Source organism: Campylobacter sp. TJR-1, from assembly GCF_032840035.1.
GTDB classification, from domain to species: Bacteria; Campylobacterota; Campylobacteria; order Campylobacterales; family Campylobacteraceae; genus Campylobacter; species Campylobacter fetus.
Window position 1 is genome coordinate 214,118 of record NZ_JAWIZX010000003.1, and the last position, 17,661, is coordinate 231,778.

18 protein-coding genes and 1 tRNA gene are annotated in these 17,661 nt (G+C 32.9%); 15 read left to right on the forward strand and 4 right to left on the reverse strand.

From position 1 onward, the window contains the following. Positions 1 to 223: 223 nt before the first annotated feature. Positions 224 to 1,792 (forward strand): class I SAM-dependent methyltransferase, encoded by a 1,569-nt coding sequence (locus RVY88_RS04430; RefSeq protein WP_162167171.1) that lies wholly within the window; start codon positions 224 to 226, stop codon positions 1,790 to 1,792. 19 nt (positions 1,793 to 1,811) lie between these two features. Here RVY88_RS04430 and RVY88_RS04435 read toward each other — a convergent pair whose 3' ends face one another. Genes RVY88_RS04435 through RVY88_RS04445 form a run of 3 tightly spaced genes read right to left on the reverse strand, consistent with a single transcriptional unit; the run spans position 1,812 to position 3,606 of the window. Next, positions 1,812 to 2,291 carry a SixA phosphatase family protein gene (locus RVY88_RS04435; RefSeq protein ID WP_002849389.1) on the reverse strand — a complete coding sequence of 160 codons (480 nt, stop codon included), beginning with the start codon at positions 2,289 to 2,291 and terminating at the stop codon, positions 1,812 to 1,814. After that, a complete protein-coding gene (locus RVY88_RS04440; protein WP_162167172.1) occupies positions 2,288 to 3,091 on the reverse strand; it encodes a ferritin-like domain-containing protein in 804 nt (267 codons plus the stop codon). Before RVY88_RS04440 ends, RVY88_RS04435 begins: the two co-directional genes overlap by 4 nt. After that, positions 3,088 to 3,606, reverse strand: coding sequence for a rhomboid family intramembrane serine protease (locus RVY88_RS04445; RefSeq protein ID WP_002849393.1), 519 nt, complete (start codon positions 3,604 to 3,606; stop codon positions 3,088 to 3,090). Before RVY88_RS04445 ends, RVY88_RS04440 begins: the two co-directional genes overlap by 4 nt. A 194-nt stretch (positions 3,607 to 3,800) precedes the next feature. Between RVY88_RS04445 and RVY88_RS04450 the strand changes: the two genes are divergently transcribed. Genes RVY88_RS04450 through RVY88_RS04460 form a run of 3 tightly spaced genes read left to right on the forward strand, consistent with a single transcriptional unit; the run spans position 3,801 to position 6,590 of the window. Then, complete coding sequence (locus RVY88_RS04450; RefSeq protein ID WP_011731990.1) at positions 3,801 to 4,535, forward strand: (Fe-S)-binding protein; 735 nt, start codon at positions 3,801 to 3,803, stop codon at positions 4,533 to 4,535. Further along, complete coding sequence (locus tag RVY88_RS04455; protein WP_065843931.1) at positions 4,532 to 5,956, forward strand: LutB/LldF family L-lactate oxidation iron-sulfur protein; 1,425 nt, start codon at positions 4,532 to 4,534, stop codon at positions 5,954 to 5,956. Before RVY88_RS04450 ends, RVY88_RS04455 begins: the two co-directional genes overlap by 4 nt. Then, entirely contained in the window at positions 5,949 to 6,590 is a 642-nt protein-coding gene (locus RVY88_RS04460; RefSeq protein WP_065843932.1) for a lactate utilization protein C, read from the forward strand. The genes RVY88_RS04455 and RVY88_RS04460 overlap by 8 nt, the downstream gene beginning before the upstream one ends. Before the next feature lie 88 nt (positions 6,591 to 6,678). Here the strand turns inward: RVY88_RS04460 and RVY88_RS04465 are convergent, their stop codons facing one another. Continuing rightward, positions 6,679 to 7,308, reverse strand: a complete 630-nt coding sequence (locus RVY88_RS04465) for an NlpC/P60 family protein (RefSeq protein WP_002849396.1) — start codon at positions 7,306 to 7,308, stop codon at positions 6,679 to 6,681. A 105-nt stretch (positions 7,309 to 7,413) separates the two neighbouring features. Between RVY88_RS04465 and murA the strand changes: the two genes are divergently transcribed. The 11 genes from murA (at position 7,414) to RVY88_RS04520 (ending at position 17,637) form a co-directional block, all read left to right on the forward strand. Continuing rightward, entirely contained in the window at positions 7,414 to 8,673 is a 1,260-nt protein-coding gene (gene murA / locus RVY88_RS04470; RefSeq protein WP_065844426.1) for a UDP-N-acetylglucosamine 1-carboxyvinyltransferase, read from the forward strand. 11 nt (positions 8,674 to 8,684) lie between these two features. After that, positions 8,685 to 9,863, forward strand: a complete 1,179-nt coding sequence (locus RVY88_RS04475) for a molybdopterin molybdotransferase MoeA (protein ID WP_002849398.1) — start codon at positions 8,685 to 8,687, stop codon at positions 9,861 to 9,863. A gap of 46 nt (positions 9,864 to 9,909) precedes the next feature. Further along, positions 9,910 to 9,984: transfer RNA gene (locus RVY88_RS04480), tRNA-Gly, on the forward strand. Between the two features lie 5 nt (positions 9,985 to 9,989). Then, positions 9,990 to 10,643, forward strand: coding sequence for a flagellar basal body P-ring formation chaperone FlgA (flgA, locus tag RVY88_RS04485; RefSeq protein WP_162167173.1), 654 nt, complete (start codon positions 9,990 to 9,992; stop codon positions 10,641 to 10,643). A 3-nt stretch (positions 10,644 to 10,646) separates the two neighbouring features. Continuing rightward, a complete protein-coding gene (gene coaD / locus RVY88_RS04490) occupies positions 10,647 to 11,126 on the forward strand; it encodes a pantetheine-phosphate adenylyltransferase (protein ID WP_065844143.1) in 480 nt (159 codons plus the stop codon). After that, the gene (gene tmk, locus RVY88_RS04495) at positions 11,120 to 11,698 is read left to right on the forward strand and encodes a dTMP kinase (protein ID WP_024305501.1); all 579 of its coding nucleotides are present in this window, start codon (positions 11,120 to 11,122) and stop codon (positions 11,696 to 11,698) included. The genes coaD and tmk overlap by 7 nt, the downstream gene beginning before the upstream one ends. Then, positions 11,695 to 12,924, forward strand: coding sequence for a histidine--tRNA ligase (gene hisS, locus RVY88_RS04500; protein ID WP_011731994.1), 1,230 nt, complete (start codon positions 11,695 to 11,697; stop codon positions 12,922 to 12,924). The genes tmk and hisS overlap by 4 nt, the downstream gene beginning before the upstream one ends. Continuing rightward, positions 12,921 to 14,762: a biosynthetic arginine decarboxylase gene (speA, locus tag RVY88_RS04505; RefSeq protein WP_002849401.1), complete on the forward strand. Its 1,842-nt coding sequence runs from the start codon at positions 12,921 to 12,923 to the stop codon at positions 14,760 to 14,762. The genes hisS and speA overlap by 4 nt, the downstream gene beginning before the upstream one ends. Before the next feature lie 3 nt (positions 14,763 to 14,765). Further along, positions 14,766 to 15,461 carry a serine O-acetyltransferase gene (cysE, locus tag RVY88_RS04510; protein WP_002849403.1) on the forward strand — a complete coding sequence of 232 codons (696 nt, stop codon included), beginning with the start codon at positions 14,766 to 14,768 and terminating at the stop codon, positions 15,459 to 15,461. Positions 15,462 to 15,466: 5 nt separating this feature from the next. After that, entirely contained in the window at positions 15,467 to 16,636 is a 1,170-nt protein-coding gene (locus tag RVY88_RS04515) for a pyridoxal phosphate-dependent aminotransferase (protein WP_002849404.1), read from the forward strand. Then, the gene (locus RVY88_RS04520) at positions 16,636 to 17,637 is read left to right on the forward strand and encodes a glycosyltransferase family 2 protein (RefSeq protein ID WP_162167174.1); all 1,002 of its coding nucleotides are present in this window, start codon (positions 16,636 to 16,638) and stop codon (positions 17,635 to 17,637) included. Before RVY88_RS04515 ends, RVY88_RS04520 begins: the two co-directional genes overlap by 1 nt. Positions 17,638 to 17,661 lie beyond the last annotated feature (24 nt).

Below are 17,661 nucleotides of genomic sequence, written 5' to 3' on the forward strand. Positions count from 1 at the left end.
AAATGATGATTTTATAGCTATTTGATGTACTTTACTTTTTGTAGTATAAAAACTTATCCATTAAATTTAATGCAATAATTTCTATCTATTTATACATATAATTATTTGTATTATTTTACATAGTATATTTTAGCAATTTTCTTATTTTTTCTATTTTTAATATTTTGTTGTAATAGATAATTTTTTTTGTTATAATTACTTAAATTTTAAAAAGGCTAAGTAAATGAAAGATATAAAAAAGACGTATGATGATTTCCCTTATAAATCAAAACCATTCGCAAATAGCTCTATATACAAACTCGAATCAATAGCTACTTTACTAGGTCTCTCCCCTGCTCCTGTTAATAATGCAAGAGTTCTTGAGATAGGGTGTAGCTTTGGTGGAAATCTTATAATGAGTGCTATTTCTAATCCTGAATCAGAGTTTATAGGTATAGATATCTCTGAAACTCAGATAAATTTAGGAAAAAAGCTTATAAAAGATATGAAAATTAAAAACTTAAAACTTATGCAGCTTGACATTTCTCATGCTACGCAAGAGCTTGGAAAATTTGATTATGTTATCTCTCACGGTGTTTATAGCTGGGTTCCAGATGATGTGAAAAACGCGATATTGGGGGGGGGTAGAAAGCTTTTGACAGACAATGGTATAATGTATGTATCGTACAACACCTATCCAGGATGGAAATATAAAGATATAATAAGAGATCTTATGGTCTACTCTTCTAAAAACGAAACTAGCGATATAGCTAGACTTGAGAAATCAAAACATATGCTTAAATCATACGTTGAATATATAAATGCTCTTCCTGATGGAAGTATGAGAAAAAATGGATTTAGCTCAGTAATGCTTGAAAATGCAAAAAATATAGCCGATTCATATGAAAATTTTTATATTTTGCATGAGTATTTAGAGACGTTTAATGACCCTTGTTACTTTTATGAGTTTGTAGAGCGAGCAAAAAATCAAGATCTTGAATATCTTATAGACGCTTCTATGACTCCTACTTATATAACTTGTATTGATGATCTCCCGCAAAACTCTAGGCCAAATGAACGCATACAAAAAGAGCAGTATGGAGACTTTTTATCCAATAGAGCGTTTCGTTCAAGTGTACTGACAACGAGCAAAAACGCAAGTTCAATTACCGAAGCATTAAATGGAACATTCAAAAAAACAGATATCGATAAGCTGTATTTTTTTGGTAAATTTGATATAACGGATAATTATATAGAAGATAGAAACAAAGCTGTAAAATACCAAACAACATATGAATGGATAGCCCAAGAGTTCAATTTAAACTATCCAAATAGCTTAAACTCAGCCTATTTTTTGGAAAAATATCCACAGAAAGAGAATGAAATATATGAAGCATTAATGAAATTTATATGCTATGGAAGTATCAATTTCACAAATATAGAACTAAAAGCTCTTGCATACAAGCCAAATGAAACTAGGATAAAACAGAATTATGAAAACTATATAAAGTACTTTAGCAAAGAATCGGATCCGGTTATCGCTATGGCGACTGCTTTAAATTTACTAGTAGGCGAAATGACTGCTCAAGATGCTAGATTTGCGCTTATGTTTGATGGAAAAAATAGTATAGATGATATTGTTTTAGCCGTCAAAAAGTTTTTAAAAACAGGAAAACAAAGATTTACTAGAACAAAAAGCGACGGAACAACAGTAGTTGTAACAGACCAAGCCGAGATAGAAGCTACTTGCACAGACTATGTTTTAGGGCTTGAGCAAAAGCTTAGAAACGCTTATTATTTTGAAGCTATTTAAACTTTTATTTTTAGAGAGTTTAATGCTTCTTTGGATAATCAAAAAACAGCGCGTGAGCATGACTCTCTTTGATATGCTCAAAACTCCCTTCAAATTCTATGCAAAATATTCCGCTGGTCGGGATATTTCCAATATCTGAATCACTAAGAAATTCGCAAATTTCAGTCAAACTCGGATTATGCCCTATTATAAAAACACTATTTAATTCATCGTTTAAACTGTTTAAAAATTTAAATATACTTTCCAAACTAGCTTCATAAAGCTCTTTTACGGTTTTTATATCTTTTTTATATCCTATCTCTTTTGATATTAAATTTGCGGTTTTGATCGCTCTTTTTGCAGGCGATGAAAATATCATATCTGGTATAACGCTATGTTTTTTTAATCTTTTACCCATAAATTTAGCATTTATTTTACCCTTATCGTTTAGATCTCTATCAAAATCGTTATTAGTTTCTTTGGTAGCTTTTGCATGTCTTATGAAGTATATTTTTTTCACTGTTTCTCCTGTAAATCTATAATTTTATCAAGCTCGCTTTGATCAAATCCAGCCATTAGCCTATGTTTTACATCAAGTTCTCGTTTCGTATGAAATGCTTTTGGATAGTGTTTTAAAACTATATTCATCCACTCTTTTGGATCAACACCCTGCTCTTTACAGGCAAATTTAAACCATTTATCTCCCTTTTTAACATGCCCTATTTCTTCATCATGTATTGTTTTTAATATATCTAAAAGGTAATTTTTTTGCTTATCGTTTGCGATTTTTTTCATCATAAATAAATTTGCGTCAAGTCCATTTGCTTCCATGAATCTAGGTAGCACAGCCATTCTATCTAATAGACTATTTTCTGTTTTTTGCATAGCTATAAAAAGTCCATTGTGTACGGTAAAATCTCCGTAATTATATCCCGCATTTTCCAGTTTTTCATTTATCATTTTAAAATGTTTTATCTCATCATCTGCTACTTCAAGCCAGTCAAAATAAAACTCTTTTGGTAAATTTAAAAACCTATAACAAGCATCAAGTGCTATATCTATCGCACTATATTCTATATGAGCTATAGAGTGTAAAAATGTTGCTAGGGCTTTATTTTGACTATGTTTTTTCAAATCCTTCATCTCGCATACATCGCATATTTTAGCATAACTAGGAGTTGTAAGACTTTTTGGAATAAAATTAACATTAAATTCGTATTCGTTATTTTTAAATTTAAAAAACAGTTGTTCAAATTTAAAAAATTTAATTTCTAAGCGGCTTTCATTTAGAATTTCCCAAACTTCATCGAAAAAATTCATCTAAATACCTTTAAAAAAGCGGCTAAATAGCCTATGGCAAAACCAAAAAGATGCGCATACCAAGCGATATTAATTCCAAGAAGAAGCGGGGCAAAACTCATCAACAAAATCGCTATTATAAGCCCTTTTCTACTATATCTATCAAGATTTGCCATAAATCCTAAAAGAACGCTTATAGCTCCGCTAGCTCCTACTAAATTTACATTTGCAAACATTAAATAACTAAGGCTAAGAGCACTAGTTATAACTCCGCCTACTATATATAATAGCAAAAATTTTACAGATCCAAGATATCTTTCTAAAAGCATACCAAATTGATATAATACAGCCATATTCATTAGTATGTGCATAAGAGAACCATGTAAAAACATAGTGGTTATAAGTTGCCAGTATGCTCCTTCAAAGAAAAGTTCATTTAATCCAAAAAATATACTAAATGAGCGTGAATTATAAACAAAATATTCTAAAAAATACACAACGGCATTTATAGCTATGAGAAACGGAGTTGCTGTCAAATTATACCTTTTGTCTGAAACTTTGTATTTGAGATTTTACAAAAAATCGGCTTAAATGTTACAAAAACTCACATTTTTAGAAAAATATAATTAAAAAGAATGTTTTTATTAAATTTTTGCTTATAAAATGATAATATATAGCTAGGTTTTATAATATAAAAATAAGAGACTTAAACTAAATTTAAAGGATATGTATGCAAGATAAAGTCTATTTATACGCAACCTGTTTAGGCAGTGCTACTATGGGCAGAATGGTAGTAAGTGCTGCAAAATTGCTACAAAATTGCGGCGTAGAAGTCATATTTAAAAAAGATCAAACTTGTTGCGGACAACCGAGTTATAACTCCGGCTACTTTGAAGAGAGTAAAAAAATCGCTCTTTATAATGTAGAGCTTTTTAGTGAAGACTACCCTATTTTAGTACCTAGCGGCTCTTGTGCCGGTATGATGATGCATGACTATGTAGAGTTGTTTGAAAATGATGCAAATTACGAAAAAGTGAAAAAATTTAGCTCTCGAGTTATGGATTTATGCGAGTTTTTAGATACTCAACTTCCTATAAAAGACAAAGGTGATCCTATAAAAGTAACGTGGCATAGCAATTGTCACGCTTTAAGAGTTACAAAAAGTATAGAGCATGCAAAAAATTTAATAAAAAAACTAAACAACGTAGAGCTTATAGAGCTTCAAAGAGAAGAAGAGTGCTGTGGATTTGGTGGAACTTTTGCTGTAAAAGAGCCTGAAATCTCAAATGCTATGGCAAAAGCAAAGATAGACGATATCAAAAAAACAGGGGTAAAATACCTCATAAGCGCGGATGGCGGTTGTCTCATGAATATAGCTGGAACTATGAGCAAAATGGGAGAAGATATAAAAAGCATCCATCTATACGACTTTTTATTAAAACGCACAGAAGGAGGCTTAATATGAACGCACATGAAGATATAATCATACAAAAGCTAGCCGATAAGCAGATGAGAGCGAATCTAGACTCTGCAATGCATACTCTTCAAACAAATAGAGCAAAACTGATAAATGCGAATTTCAAAGACTGGCAAGGTCTTAGACAAAAAGGTAAATTTGTAAAACAAAAAGCTTTAAATACTTTGGGCGAAAGACTCATTGAATTCGAGAAAAATGCTACTGACAATGGATTTAAAATCCACTGGGCATCTACGGCGGAAGAAGCTTGCGAAATCATATATAATCTGATGGTAGATAAAGGTATAGATACTATTTTAAAAGGTAAATCCATGGCTAGTGAGGAGATTCATTTAAATCACTACTTAGAAGATAGAGGAATGAAACCTTTTGAAACCGACCTTGGAGAAGTTATAATACAGCTTATCGGAGAACCTCCTGTTCATATAGTTGTTCCAGCTATCCATAAAAATCGTTATGAAATAGGTGAAATATTTCATGAGAAATGGGGTGCAAAAAAAGAAAGCGAACCGGAAAAATTAAATGCTATAGCTAGACAAAAAATGAGAGAAGAGTTTAAAACTCTTAAAATGGGATTAAGCGGAGTGAATTTCGCCCTTTCAAAAGAAGGTGCAATATGGCTGATAGAAAATGAAGGTAACGGGAGGATGTGTACGACTATGCCGGATATATTAGTTAGTATCTGCGGTATAGAAAAAGTAGTTGAATCCATAGAAGACGCCGCCACTACAGACACCCTGCTTTCGCCAAGTGCTACTGGACAGTTTATTACTAATTATAACAACATAATCTCAGGACCGCGCCGAGACGGCGAACTTGACGGTCCTCGAGAGTGCCATATAATTCTTTTAGATAACAACAGAACAAATATGTTAGCGCATGAAGAGTATAGCGAAGCACTTAGGTGTATTAGATGCGGTGCTTGTATGAATTTTTGTCCCGTATATGATAAGATCGGCGGTCATAGCTATAGAGCGGTATATCCGGGACCCATAGGAGAAGTTATAAGTCCTCAAATATTCGGTATGGATAATTATGGAGATATAGTCTCTCTTTGTTCGCTTTGTGGTAGATGTTCGGAAGTATGCCCGGTAGAAATTCCATTAGCGGATCTTATACGAAAATTAAGAAGAGATAAGATCGGCGAAGGTAAAAATCCGCCTATGGGAACATCAAATTTAGAAAAAAATAGAGCCGAACAAATAGCATTTAAAGGTTATTCCGCTATGGCAACCAACGGATTTATCTGGAGAACAGCTATGAAAAGCGCAGGAATATTTAGCAGTATATTACAAAACGGTAGATGGATGCCAGTAATAAGTAACTGGTTAAACTATAAAGATCTTCCGGATTTTAAATACGATTTGCACAAAGAGATTAAACAGATACAAGGGGTTAGATATGAGTAGCAAAGAGATTATACTAAACAAAATCAAATCTAGCGGATATAAAATGCCAAACATTGACGTAAGCGCTCCTAGTCAGAATCCATCAAGTCATATAATTAGCTCAGATGACGATATATATGCTGAATTTACACAAAGAATCGTAGCAAATAAAGCCTTACTCGTGGAGAGTTCGCCTGAAAAATTAAATGAAGATATTCAAAAAATTATCGACAAAGAGACGGTAAAAAATCTGATTTATCCAGATTCTCTTAGTTTTGATGTTGCAAATTTAAATATAGAAAATAAATTTAAATTTGATAAACCGGTAGATGGATTTAAGGCTCAGATATTCGACTATGATGTAAGTATTATAGATGCTAGAGGAGGTGTAAGTTCGCACGGAGTAGCTTGCATAGCATCTTCAAAGTCTCAACCAAGACTTCTAAGCTTAACTCCAAAAGTCTGCATAGCTCTTATCAAAAAAGATAGCATAGTAAAATCGCTTTGCGATATGCTAAATAAGATAAAAAAAGAAGACGGAAAACTGCCTACAAACGTAGTTTTTATATCAGGACCTAGCAGAACAAGCGACATAGAGTTGCAGCTAGTTCTAGGAGTTCACGGATCGCAGATATTTTACGCCGTTACATATTAAGTTTAAATGATTTCATTTAAAATACAGATGAGATTAAGCTAAATTAAATTTAGCTTAATCAAATTTAAAATACTATTTTCGATTTTAATTAGTTTATTTTAAGAGTTTTGTCTACTTTGCCAAAACCGGCAAATTTATTGGATACTAAGCAAGATTTTGATTGGCATTTTGTAATAATATATGCATTTACTTTTTTACCGTTTATCATATGTAAATTTTTGTATTTTAAATTCATAACGCTTTTTATATTTTTTCCGCTTGTATTATGAACAAAACTTATGGTTCCGTTAGAATTTATATCTTGAATAATACCTAAATGTGTGATTTTTTTCTGTTTGCTTGTTTTTGTGTTGTGAGTAGTGTTACTAAAAAATACTAGATCGCCCGGTTTAGGATCGATAAAATATATTTTATTTTGTGATTTATATAAATTAAAAATAGCTTGTGATTTTCTTCCTTCTTTATCATAAAAATTATCGAGCTCACTAGAATTAAAATATATACTATTACTATCTTGATTTACTAAACTAACAAATCCGGAACAATCTTTGCCTAATTTTTTATTTATATATTTACTTAAATTTACGTTATATACGTTATTGAACTCATATTGATGAAATTTACCTGCACTCTGGCTTGTAGGCGGTGTAGTTTTAAAAGAACAACCAGCAAATATAAAAGCGCCGGCAACTCCTACTATCACGGTCTTTAAAGTCATATAATATCCTAAATGATTGATAAAAAATTTTTAAAATTGTACCAAAATATTCTTAATTGTAAGCATAAATATAGTATAATCATACTTATTTTTTAAAGGTTTATTATGGATTATTTGGAGATAAAAGGCGGAAAAAAGCTATTTGGTAGCGTTTATATAAGCGGAGCAAAAAACGCCGCGCTTCCGCTTATTGCTATGAGTATTTTAGCAAAAAATGATGTTGTGATAAGAAATATTCCACAAGTTGCGGATATAAAAACGCTTATAAAACTTTTGCAAAACTTAGGCGCAGTTTATAAATTTGAAAACCTTGATTTAGTTATAAATACAACTACCATTAATTCTACAAAAGCTACATATGACATCGTACGTAAAATGCGAGCCTCTATACTTGTGTTAGGTCCTTTGTTAGCTAGATTTGGTCATTGTGAAGTTTCACTTCCTGGAGGCTGTGCGATTGGCGCTAGACCTATAGATCTCCATTTAAGTGCACTTGAAAAAATGGGTGCAAATATAGAAATAAAAGACGGTTATGTTATAGCAAGAGCAAAAGACGGCTTAAAAGGCGCAAATATAATATTTGATAAAATAACAGTTACTGGAACCGAAAATATAGTTATGGCAGCAGCTCTTGCAAGAGGAACGACTAAAATTTTAAACGCAGCAAAAGAACCTGAAGTCGTGCAAGTATGTCAAATTCTAAATGATAGCGGTATAAAAATAGAAGGTATCGGCACAAATGAACTTACTATTTATGGTGGCGGCGGTGAGTTATTAAATTTAAATAAAATATGCGTTATACCAGATAGAATCGAAGCTGGAACATATCTTTGCGCTGCTGCTATAGCAGGAGGAGAGATAACATTAAAACAAGTAGAGCCAAATCATTTGGTTTCTGTTTTAGGAAAATTAAGCGATATGGGCGTAAATTTTGAACTCGGAGATAAAAGTATCAAAGTCATATCGGATGCAAAATTAAGCCCCGTACAAATTATCACAACTGAATTTCCAGGATTTCCTACCGATATGCAAGCTCAATTTATGGCTTTAGCTTGCGTGGCAAATGGTGTAAGCACAATTGATGAAAGGCTATTTGAAAATCGTTTTATGCATGCAAGCGAATTAAATCGTATGGGTGCAGATATAAAATTAAACGGACACATAGCTACTGTTAGCGGCGTTAGCTTAAATGGAGCAGACGTAATGGCTACTGACTTAAGAGCGAGTTCGGCTCTTGTTCTAGCTGCTCTTGTAGCAAACGGAACTACTAGAGTTCATAGAATTTATCACTTAGACCGCGGTTATGAAAACTTAGAAATAAAACTTCAAAGCCTTGGAGCAGATATAAAAAGACTTAGCGAATAAAGGATTATTAAATGGATGTTAAAAGCGTATTTGAAACAATTTCAAATTTAAAACCGGTGGAAAATTATGAGTTTATCAGTTTAGATACGGCTTTTGGAAGAGTTCTAGCTAGCGACATTATCGCCGTTAAACCATTACCTGCTTTTGATAACTCGGCTCTTGATGGATATGCTTTTAATTATAATGATAGAAAAAACCCTCTTTTGATAAAAGGAACTATATTTGCAGGCGATAAAAAAGAGTATCGCATAGAAAAGAATGAATGTTATAAAATAATGACCGGAGCTATTTTTCCAACTAGATCAGATACCGTAATGATGATAGAAGATGAGAGTTTTGATGAAAATGGATATCTCATTATAAAAGACAACGTAAAAAAATATAATGCCAGAAAAATGGCTGGAGAAGAAGCTAAGATAGGCGATATTTTACTGTATAAAAACGAACTGCTAACTCCTGCTAACATCATGCTTTTGGCAGCTCAAGGTATCAGCTATGTAAAAGTTTTTTCAAATTTGAAAATAGCTATTTTTAGCAGCGGAGATGAGATCAACGAACCATGGCAAAACTCTGATGAAAGATCTATTTATAATGCAAATGCTTTTGGAGTGCTTGCTATGTTGAAACAAAATGGATTTGATGCTGAGTACAAAGGTATATTAAAAGATGAGAAAAATATCCTAAAAGAGCAGATAAAAAATGCGAAGAATTACGATGTTTTGATTACTAGCGGAGGTGCTAGTAAAGGAGAAGCGGATTTTATGCAAAGCGTACTTTTAGAACTAGGATTCAAAGAGATATTTTCAAGTATCGATGTGCGTCCGGCCAAACCTACAAAACTATACCAAAACGATTCACAAATAGTATTTATTTTACCAGGAAATCCGATGGCGTGTTTTATGGGATGCTTTTTATCTGTCGTTCCTGCTATAAAAAAACTTTGCGGATTTAATGAATTTTTACACAAAACATACAAAGCTAAATTTAAAGGAAATTTAAAACTCAAACCTACTCGTGCAAATATTGTAATAGGTCGTTATGAAAACGGTGAGTTTATAGTGACAAATGAAAATAAATTTAGTCCTGCGATGATAATACCTATATCTATCTCTAATGCGATATATATTTCAAGTATCGGAGAAGGCGAAATTTCTGACCAAGAAATAGTTGAAATATATAAATTATCTTGACTTATGAGCAAAAATATGGTAAAATCACGCTTCCAAAACGATACAAGCGGGAATAGCTCAGGGGTAGAGCACAACCTTGCCAAGGTTGGGGTCGCGAGTTCGAATCTCGTTTCCCGCTCCATCTTTATGCTTATCACTATTTTTATCATATTTTCACATAATCTTTTTGCTCTTACTTTAGCCGAATCTTTAAAAATTAAGATCAAAGAAGATATTCCAAATGTTACTATAAATTCGATTTCGATAGAAAAACCTAGCTCCTTGCCGCAAGATTTTTCTTCATATAAGCTAAAAGATATTTTTATATTATCTATTAGAAGTAATGATGGAAACTTTAGGGCTCTTTATGAAATGCCAAATAAACTAAATAAAAGCATATTTTTTAAATTTAAAATAGACGCCAACGTAAATGTTTTAGTTGCTATAAAAGATATAGATAGAGATCATATATTAAATTTAAGCGATTATGAACAGAAAAGTGTAAGCTTAAAAGAGTATGACAAAGAGGCGCTAAAAGAAGCTCCGAAAAATATAAAACTTATAACAAGAACTAGAATTAAACGAGGTAAAATTCTGACAAATAGACAGTTTAAAACATTAAGCGATATAAAAAAAGGCGATTTGATAAATGCGGTTTTAAAAGATGGAGCTTTAAATATTGAAGTATTGGTAACTGCGTTAGAAGACGGTAACGTAGGAGATATAATCCAAGTTAGAAACGAAAACAACCAAGTTTTTAAAGCTAACGTTATTTCGAAAAATAGAGTTTTAATAAGGTAAAAAATGAATAAATCTTGTATATATCCCGGCACGTTTGATCCTATTACAAATGGTCACATGGATGTCATAAAAAGAGCTTGCAGGGTTTTTGATAATGTTATAGTAGCAGTTGCGTTAAACGAGAGTAAAACGCCTTATTTTTGTTATGAAGAGCGAATCAGCTTAGCAAAAACAGCCACTAAAGATATACCAAAAGTAAGTGTTATAGGTTTTGATAATCTGCTTGTGGATTTTGCTAAATCAAAAGGTATAAATACGGTAGTTCGCGGTCTTAGAGCAGTTAGCGACTTTGAGTACGAGCTTCAGATCGGATACGCAAACGCCTCTCTTTGGAGCGAGTTTGAAACTGTATATTTTATGCCGAGTTTAAAAAATGCTTTTATATCAAGCTCTATCGTAAGATCCGTGCTAAAGCATGGAGGAGATATAGGAAGTTTAGTTCCTACTAGCGTGTTAGAAGAGATCAAGGGAAAATTATGTTAGTAAATTTTGAAGGAGTTGATGGCGTCGGAAAATCAACTCAAATTTCACTTTTAAAAGAGTTTAGAAATGACGCCGTGATAACAAAAGAGCCCGGAGGCACAGAGTTTGGGCTTATGGTTAGGGATTATTTACTTAAAAACGCAAGTAAGATTTCCAATAAAACCGAAATTTTTTTGTTTTTAGCCGATCGTGCCGAACATTATGAAAAAGTCCTAAAACCTAACTATGCAAATCTCGTTTTAAACGATAGAAGCTTTGTTTCTGGTATGGCTTATGCTATGGCAAATGATAGCTCTTTAGATATCGGCTTACTTTTGGATCTAAATAAATTTGCGTTAAACGGTGATCTTGGAGATAAATTCGTATTTTTAAAAGCCGATGAAATACTGCTTAGAAATAGACTATTTAGTCGTGGAACTAGTGATGAGATAGAGATGCGCGGGATTGAGTATTTAATGAGAGTTCAAGGATTTATGAGTATAATACTTTCCGATTTAAAGTTTGATGTTTTGGAAATCGATGCCTCGCTTGAGGTTCTTGAAATTCAAGAAAAAATAAGGAAATTTATATGATAAATGCTCTTCGTGGGATGAAAGACCTGCTTGATAGCGATGGAAAACTTTATAAATTTATAGTAGAAACTTGCGAACAAATAACAAAAAATTACGGATATGAACTATGCGAAACTCCAAAGATGGAAGAAACATCACTATTTAAAAGAAGCGTTGGTGAAAGTAGTGATATAGTCGGTAAAGAGATGTATCAGTTTATCGACAAAGGCGGCAACGATGTCTGCTTAAGACCAGAAGGAACTGCTGGAGTAGTTCGAGCTTTTATAGAAGCTAAATTTGACAAAGCCGGTGGAGTGAAGCGTTATTATTACTATGGCAGTATGTTTCGTTACGAAAGACCACAGCGCGGACGCTTAAGAGAGTTCCATCAATTTGGCGTGGAGTGTTTTGGAGAAGCAAGCGTTTATGAAGATGCAAGCGTCATACTTATGTTAAACGAAATTTTAGATAAATTTGGTATAGAAACTACATTAAAGATAAATTCTCTTGGCGATAGTGAATGTATGCCAAAATACAGACAAAAATTAATTTCTTTTATAGATGAAAAAAAAGATCAATTGTGCGAGGATTGTCGTCGTAGACTTGTTACAAATCCTATTAGGGTATTAGACTGTAAAAAAGAACATTGCCAAATACTGCTTAAAAATGCACCGCTTATAACTGAAAATTTAAACGAAGAGTGTTACAGTGAATTTGAACAACTAAAAGACATTTTAACTAAAAATGGAGTTAAATTTGAAGTAGATGGAAGACTTGTTCGAGGGCTTGATTACTACTGTAAAACCGCGTTTGAGTTTGTAAGCGATGAAATAGGCTCTAAAAGTGCGGTAGCAGGAGGTGGAAGATATGATAGATTAGTCGATTTTTTAGGCGGAAAATCTACTCCTGCAGTAGGCTGGGCTATGGGAATAGAACGTATAATGGAGATATTAAAACAAAAAGATATGCCTAATTCTAGAGATGGTATTTATATCTGTGCTTTAGATAAAAAATATATAGATGAAATTTATAAAATAGGCTTTAAACTCAGGAAAAACTATAAAGTAGAGATATCTTATGAAGCCAAAAGTCCAAATAAACATCTAAATTTAGCAGATAAAAAATTTGCTAAACTATTTTTATGCATGGGTGAAGATGAAGCCAAAAACGGTGAAATTTGGTATAAAAATTTAGAAAATAAAAATGAAAAGCGTATAAAGATTTTAAATTTAGAAGGTGAATTATGACAAATGATTATGGACTTAGTTTATGGGGAGACTCAAATTTCATCATAGATAGCGGAAAAGTATGCCTAAACACTGATTTTAAACCTGCCATAATCGATATAGTAAAAGATATAAGAGATGATGGATATAGAGGTCCTTTATTACTTAGATTTCCTCATCTTATTAAAAAACAGATTGTTCAAGTTTATTCTAGTTTCGACAGAGCCAAAAAAGAGTTTGAGTACTCAGGAAGCTTCAACGCCGTTTATCCGCTAAAAGTAAATCAATACCCAGGTTTCGTGGAAAATCTAGTAAAATTAGGCGAGTCATATGGATACGGTTTGGAAGCCGGAAGTAAAGCAGAGCTTTTGCTAGCTATGGCTTACAATAACTACGGAGCTCCTATTACCGTAAATGGATTTAAAGATAAAGAGCTTATAGATATAGGATTTATCGCTGCTGAAATGGGGCATAACATCACTCTTACCATAGAAGGACTAAATGAGCTTGAAGCTATAATCGCAACGGCAAAAGAGAGATTTACTCCAAAACCAAGCATAGGGCTTCGCATAAGACTTCATAGCAGCGGAACTGGTGTTTGGGCAAAAAGCGGCGGTATAAACTCCAAATTTGGATTAACTTCAACAGAGCTCATTGAAGCCGTGAATTTGTTAAAAGACAACGAACTTATAGAGCAATTTACAATGATACATTTTCATATCGGAAGTCAGATAAACGAAATTCATCCTCTTAAAAAAGCTCTTGTAGAAGCTGGTAATATATATGCAGAGCTTAGAAAAATGGGAGCTTCAAATTTAAAAGCTATAAATTTAGGCGGCGGTTTAGCTATAGAGTATTCCCAATTTAAAGAGCATCCTAGCAGAAACTATACACTAAAAGAGTATGCAAACGACGTTGTTTATCTGCTAAAAACAATAGCAAATCAAAAAAACGAAATCGAACCGGATATTTTTATAGAAAGCGGTAGATATATAGCTGCAAATCACGCTGTTTTGGTTGCTCCCGTGCTTGAGTTATTTAGTCAAGAATACACAGAAGAAAAACTAGTACTAAAAAAGAATAACCCTCCTCTTATAAGCGAGCTTTACGATCTTTATACTAGTATAAAACCTAGCAATGCTATAGAGTATCTTCATGATAGCATTGCTCATATGGAAAGCGTTTTGACGCTATTTGACCTTGGTTATGTAGATTTGCATGATCGCTCGAATTCAGAGATTTTAGTTCACCTAATTATGAAAAAAGCTATTTCCATGCTTGGTAACAAACAAAATTACGCAGAACTTCTTAAAATTCAAGAAGAAGTTCAAGAAAGATACTTAGTGAATTTCTCTATGTTTCAAAGTTTGCCTGATTTTTGGGGTCTTGGACAGAACTTCCCTGTAATGCCTCTTGATAGACTTGATGAGCGCCCTACTTTATCTGCGTCTATTTGGGATATCACTTGTGATAGCGATGGAGAGATAAGCTTTGATGCAAATAAAAATCCGCTATTTTTACACGATGTAGATGTAGAAAAAGAGCAGTATTTCTTAGGATTTTTCTTAGTTGGAGCATATCAAGAGGTGCTTGGTATGAAACATAATCTTTTTACCCACCCGACGGAAGCGACTGTATTTTTAAATGATAGCGGTAGTTATGAGATTAAAAATATACTTGAATCTCAGTCTATCATGGATATTTTGGAAGATTTGGATTATGATATACATGCTATTAGAGATATTCTAAATGAAAGAATAGAAAACTCTACGCTAGTTGATGAAAAACAGAAAAAACATATTTTAGGGGAATTATATCTGTTTTTAAATGACAATGGCTACTTAAAAACTATAGGATAAAATATGAGCTTTTGGAATATTATAAAAGAAGATTTAAATCAGCCAAAGGTGCAAGATCCAGCTTATAGATGTTGTGTAGAGCTTATATTTAACTATCCTGGTGTTTGGGCTATAGTAAATTATCGTTTTACTCATTTTTTATGGGAAAAAAATTGGCATAAATTAGCTAGAATTTTAGCCGGTATAAGTAATTTTCTCACAAGGGTAGATCTTCATCCGGCCGCAAAAATAGGTAGAAGAGTTTTCATAGATCACGCAACTGGAGTAGTAATAGGTGAAACTGCGATTATAGGAGATGATTGTTTGATATATCAAGGAGTTACTCTTGGTGGAGTAAGTCTTGAAAAAGGAAAGCGCCACCCTACTTTAGAAGATGGAGTAGTTGTAGGGGCTGGAGCTAAAATACTTGGAAATATAACTATAGGAAAAGGCTCTAAGATAGGAGCAAATTCAGTTGTAGTAAAAGATGTAGGTGCTAATTGTACTGCCGTAGGAGTTCCTGCTAGAGCAGTTGGCGGATGTGCTCAACCTTTTGAGCACAATAAGCTTCCAGATATAACAAAAGAGATGTTGGGATACCTTATAAAAAAATTAGAAATACTTGAAAAAGAAGTTGCAAAAAGTAGCGATAATATCATAAAACCAGATATCGAATTAGATGAATTATATAAACAATACATAAAATCAATCAAGGAGTGAAAAAGATGTTATCTAAGAAGATTGGAGTACTTTCAGAGAGCCTAACCATAGCTATTAGCTCAAAAGCAAAAGAGATGAAGGCAAACGGGCAAGATGTCATAAGTTTTAGCGCAGGCGAACCTGACTTTGATACCCCAAATGTTATAAAAGAAGCCGTAAAAAGAGCATTAGACTCTGGTTGTGGAAAATATACTCCGGTGCCAGGACGCCCTGAAGTATTAAAAGCTATAGCTACAAAGCTAAAAAGAGACAACAACTTAGAGTACAAAACAAATCAAATTGTTACAAACGTAGGAGCAAAACACTCTTTGTTCAATATCTTTCAGTGCATTATAGATGATGGAGATGAAGTTATAATGGCTTCTCCATACTGGGTAAGCTATCCTGAGATAGTTAAATTTAGCGGCGGAAAACCAGTTATAATAGAAACTGATGAAAGCAGTAAATTTAAACTCACAAGCGAAGCTTTAAAAAAAGCTATCACTCCAAAAACAAAAGCTATCGTACTAAACAGTCCTAGCAATCCATGCGGCGGCGTTTATACAAAAGCTGAGCTTCAAGCTATAGCTAAAGTTTTAGAAGGTACAGATATCATTGTTTTAAGCGATGAAATTTATGAAAAGCTTACATTTAACGGTGAGTTCGTAGCCACAGCTAGCATAAGTCCCGATATGTTTAAACGTACTATAACTATAAACGGTCTTAGCAAGTGCGGAGCGATGCCGGGCTGGAGATTTGGATATATGGCTAGCGTTATAGATGATCTTGTTGCAGCAGTTAAAAAATTACAAAGCCAAAGCACTAGTAATATCTCTAGTCTCGTTCAAGACGGAGCCATACCTGCTTTGCTTGGTGAAGCAGATAAAGATATAGAGTTTATGCGATCTAAATTTATAGAAAGACGCGACTACGCAGTAGCTGCATTAAACGCTATAAAAGGACTTAACGTCGTAAAACCAGACGGTGCATTTTATCTATTCGTAAGTTGTAAAGATATCGAGTCTGACTCTGTGAAATTTTGTAAAGATATGCTAGAAAACGCACTTGTAGCCACTGTTCCTGGCGTGGGATTCGGTATGGATGGATACTTTAGATTAAGTTTTGCTTGCGATATGGATAGCATAAAAAAAGGGATCGACAGAATAGCTAAATTTGTAGAAAGCTATAAAAAATAGTGTCGAAAATCAGCGTGATAATCCCTTGCTTTAATGCAAGGGATTATATAAATGAGTGCTTAGAATCACTACTAAATCAAAGTTTAAAAGAGATAGAAATAATAGCGATCAATGATGGAAGCAGTGATGATACTATAAAGATTTTAAATGAATTTGCCAATACCGATAACCGTTTTATTATCATAGATCAAAAAAATAATGGCGCAAGCGCAGCTAGAAATGTAGGAATAGAAGCTAGTAGTGGTGAGTTTGTAATGTTTTTAGATAGCGATGATTTTCTAAGCTCAAATGGAATTTTAAATAAGCTTTATAATATCGCTTTAAATTTAGATGCAGATATCGTATTTGGTGATTTTAATTACTATAAAAACGGTGAAATAAAATATCAAAAAAACTATATTTGTAATGAAGGAATAGTAGATAAAGAGCGATTTTTGTTTGATTATTTCACTTTAAATCCATCTAAAAGTACTTTTCCTACGGTATGTGCAAAGATAATCAAAACCGAAATTTTAAAGAATAACAATTTAAAATTCCTAAAAGACGTTTTTATAGCCGAAGATGCGAATTTAAATGCTAAAATTATATGGCTAGCAAACAAAATCGCAAAATTAAACGATCCGATTTATAACTACAGAATCGGAGATAATAATAGTTCAAAAAAATTTAAACTTAAACATTTTACCGATGTTAGAGCCGTAGAAATGGATTTAAGAAATTTCTTTTCTAAATTTAACCTTTTAAAAACTCAAAAAGCTTATCTGGAATGTTATTTTCTCATTTTAAGATATAACGCGGCGCTAACTATGAAACCATATAGTTTTGATGATTATGAAAAAGCCATTAAATTTGCTTGTGCGGATATAAAAAACAGTTTTAAAAGCGATGGATTTACACTGCTTAACAAGAGATTAAAAATACTATTTTATCTATATAAATTTAGTTGTAACTACAAAATATATGCGAAATTATTAAGTTTTATATTCAAAATCAGACATTAAAACAGTTAAAATCGGCTTAGATAT